Origin of the sequence: Herbaspirillum sp. B65 (genome assembly GCF_000333555.1) — a bacterium.
Classification (GTDB): Bacteria; Pseudomonadota; Gammaproteobacteria; order Burkholderiales; family Burkholderiaceae_D; genus Herbaspirillum; species Herbaspirillum rubrisubalbicans.
In genome coordinates this window covers 1-3299 of sequence record NZ_BADI01000441.1, presented here as the reverse complement: position 1 = coordinate 3299, position 3299 = coordinate 1, and the positions used below count along the sequence as shown (strand labels likewise).

2 protein-coding genes and 2 pseudogenes are annotated in these 3299 nt (G+C 62.1%); all 4 read left to right on the top strand.

The window, feature by feature from the left end; genetic code table 11:
* A pseudogene (locus I5W_RS10560) lies at positions 1–614 on the top strand (PrpF domain-containing protein); the annotation flags it as partial.
* A 66-nt stretch (positions 615–680) separates the two neighbouring features.
* Positions 681–1127 (top strand): annotated as a pseudogene (gene tsaE, locus I5W_RS29705) (tRNA (adenosine(37)-N6)-threonylcarbamoyltransferase complex ATPase subunit type 1 TsaE); the annotation flags it as partial.
* A gap of 136 nt (positions 1128–1263) precedes the next feature.
* A complete protein-coding gene (locus I5W_RS10555) occupies positions 1264–1947 on the top strand; it encodes an ATP-binding cassette domain-containing protein (protein ID WP_252716986.1) in 684 nt (227 codons plus the stop codon).
* A 26-nt stretch (positions 1948–1973) separates the two neighbouring features.
* On the top strand, positions 1974–3134 hold the full coding sequence (locus I5W_RS10550; RefSeq protein ID WP_017454705.1) for an HlyD family efflux transporter periplasmic adaptor subunit: 1161 nt from the start codon (positions 1974–1976) through the stop codon (positions 3132–3134).
* Positions 3135–3299: the final 165 nt, after the last annotated feature.

Genomic DNA, 3299 nt, shown 5'->3' with positions numbered 1-3299 from the left:
GCACCAGCAAGGGCGTCTTCTTCAAGCTTGATGACCTGCCCGAACCCGCTCGCGTCCCGGGCCGTGCCCGCGACAAGCTGCTGCAACGGGTGATCGGTAGCCCCGATNCCTACGGCAAGCAGATCGATGGCATGGGCGGCGCCACCTCCAGCACCAGCAAGACCGTCATCATCGCGCGCAGCGAGCGTGCTGGCCATGACGTCGACTACCTGTTCGGCCAGGTCTCCATCGACAAGGATTTCGTGGACTGGAGCGGCAACTGCGGCAACCTGTCGGCCGCCGTCGGGCCTTTCGCAATTTCCGCCGGGTTGGTGGATCCGTCCAAGTTGCCGCAGGATGGCGTGGCCGTCATCACCATCTGGCAAGCCAACATCGACAAGACCATCGTGGCCCACGTGCCGATGCGTGGCGGCCAGGTGCAGGAAACCGGCGACTTCGAACTGGATGGCGTGACCTTCCCCGCGGCCGAGGTGCAACTGGAGTTCATGGACCCCGCCGCCGAAGAAGAAGGTGCAGGCGGTGCCATGTTCCCCACCGGGAATGTGGTCGATACGCTGGAGGTGCCCGGCGTGGGCAGCTTCCAGGCCACCATGATCAATGCCGCCAGATCGACAGGAACGGTGTGAGCGGACATGAAGCGTTGAATGTTGAACCAGTGATTCAGAATGAGCTAAAAAAGTATGCAGCGACTCCATCTCCACCTGCCCGACGAAGCCGCCACCGCGCGCCTGGGTGCCGACCTGGCCCAGGTGCTGGCGCCGGGTCTGGCGATCTACCTGCACGGCGACCTCGGGGCCGGCAAGACCGCCCTCACGCGCGCCCTGCTCCATGCGGCCGGCTACCAGGGACGGGTCAAGAGCCCGACCTACACGCTGGCGGAGCCTTATGAAGTATTGTTCGCAGGGCGCATGGTAACAGTCATCCACTTCGATCTGTACCGCATGTCCAGCCCGGAGGAATTCCTTGATGCCGGTTTTCGTGAACATTTCAACGAAAACACCGTCTGTATCGTCGAATGGCCCGAAAAGGGCGATCCGGTGTTGCCGCCACCGGACATACACGTCAACCTGACACTTGCAGGGGACGGTCGTGATGTAGAATTGCGTGCGTTGTCCGACAAGGGTCACCCTGGCCGGCCTGGAAAAAATCTATGCCTTGCAGACCGACCAGGGCAGCGACCGTCAGTTGACGCCCGACACCCTGCGCGGCGAATTCCGCGTCGAAGAAGCCAAGTTCACCTACGCCGGCAGCCTGCTCAACGCCATGACCATCGACCAGCTCACCATCAAGGCCGGCGAGCGGGTCGCCATCCTGGGGCCGATCGGGGCCGGCAAATCCACCATCCTGCGCCTGCTGTCCGGGCTCTACCGACCGCAACAGGGCCGCATCCTGCTCGATGGTCTGGATCTGTCCAACATCAACCGGCTGACGCTGAACCAGCACATCGGCTATCTCCAGCAAGACCACCGTCTGTTCGTCGGCACCCTGCGCGAAAACCTGCTGATTGGCCTGCCCGATCCCGGCGACGAAGTGCTGCGCCAGGTGATGGAACGCACCGGCCTGCTGCGCCTGGTCTCGGCCCATCCCAAGGGCTTGGACTTGCCGATCCAGGAGGGCGGACGCGGCCTCTCCGGTGGCCAGCGCCAACTGGTGGCCTTCACCCGACTGCTGTTGTGCCGTCCCGACATCTTCCTGCTCGACGAGCCCACCGCTTCCATGGATGAAGACCTGGAACGTCACTGCCTGAACGTACTGAATGAAGAAATCAACGGTGGTCGCACCTTGGTCGTGGTGACCCACAAGCCTGCCTTCCTGCCCATGGTCGAGCGCGTCATCGTGGTGGTGGGCAACCGCATCGTGCTCGACGGCCCGCGTGACGCCGTCCTGGCTCGCCTGCGCGGTGAAGTGCCCAGCACCAATACCGGCGTACCCGGTGTGACTGCGTGAGGCCGGCCATGACCATGACATTGAACATGAAGAAAAACAACTCCCACAACCCCCTGGTCTCGGCGCGCTGGATGCTGCGCCTGTCCATGCTTAGCGTGGTCCTGCTGCTGGTCTGGGCCGCCGTGAGCCCGATCGACCAGGTCACCCGCGCCCAGGGTCAGGTGATCGCTGTCTCCCGTACGCAGTCGGTGCAGGCGCCTGATGGCGGCCCGGTCAAGCAGATCCTGGTCAAGGAAGGCGAAGCCGTCAAGCAGGGCCAATTGTTGATGGTGCTGGAGCAGGATCGCGTGCAGACCTCGCTCAACGACAGTCGCGCCAAGGTGGCCGCCCTGCGCATCAGCCTGGCCCGCCTGCGCGCCGAAGTGTATGGCCAGCCGTTGGTCTTCGACTCCGACCTGCTGGACTACAAGGAATACATCTCCAACCAGAAAGACCTGTACATCAAGCGCAAGACGCTGATCGACCAGGACCTGCAAGCCTTGAACGACATGCTCGGCCTGGCCTCGCAGGAGCTGGAGATGAACCGCAACCTGGAAAAGACCGGCGACGTCGGTCGTGCCGACGTGCTGCGTCTGCAGCGCAACGTCGCCGACATCCGCGCCCAGATCAACAACAAGCGCAACAAGTATTTCCAGGAAGCGCTGGTGGATATGACCAAGGTGCAGGAAGACCTCAACACCCAGCGCGAACAGCTCGAAGACCGCAGCCAGGTGCTGGAGCATACCGAGCTCAAGGCGCCGGCCGATGGCGTGGTCAAGAACATCCGTGTCACCACCATTGGCGGCGTGGTGCGTCCAGGTGACGTGGTCATGGAAATCCTGCCCGTGGACAACCTCATCGTCGAGGTCAAGGTCTCCACGGCCGACTCCGCTTACGTCAAGGTCGGCCAGCAGGCCAACGTCAAGCTCGATGCCTACGACTATTCCATCTACGGCACCCTCAACGGGCATGTCGTCTACGTCAGTCCCGATACCTTGCTGGACGAGACACGCCAGGGCGCCGTGCCGTACTACCGGGTCCACATCGCTCTGGACGACGCGGTTTTCAAGGGCGAGAAATCTGGCGCCATCCACGTCAAGCCTGGCATGACGGCTACCGTCGAAATCAAGGCCAACACCCGAACCGTCCTGTCCTTCTTGGTCAAGCCCATCGCCAAGACGCTCCAGGAATCGATGGGGGAGCGATAACTACCCTCGATTGCCACTACTACCAACTACAGGAAAAATTGAATGAAACCCATCTCTCTNGCCAGGCATCCGCGCCCGATCCGGCCTACCTGTTGCCCTGAACAGGCACTTTGCCAGTGTTTGTCATGTACGTGATGATCAACCTATGGCTTTATGAAACCGTCA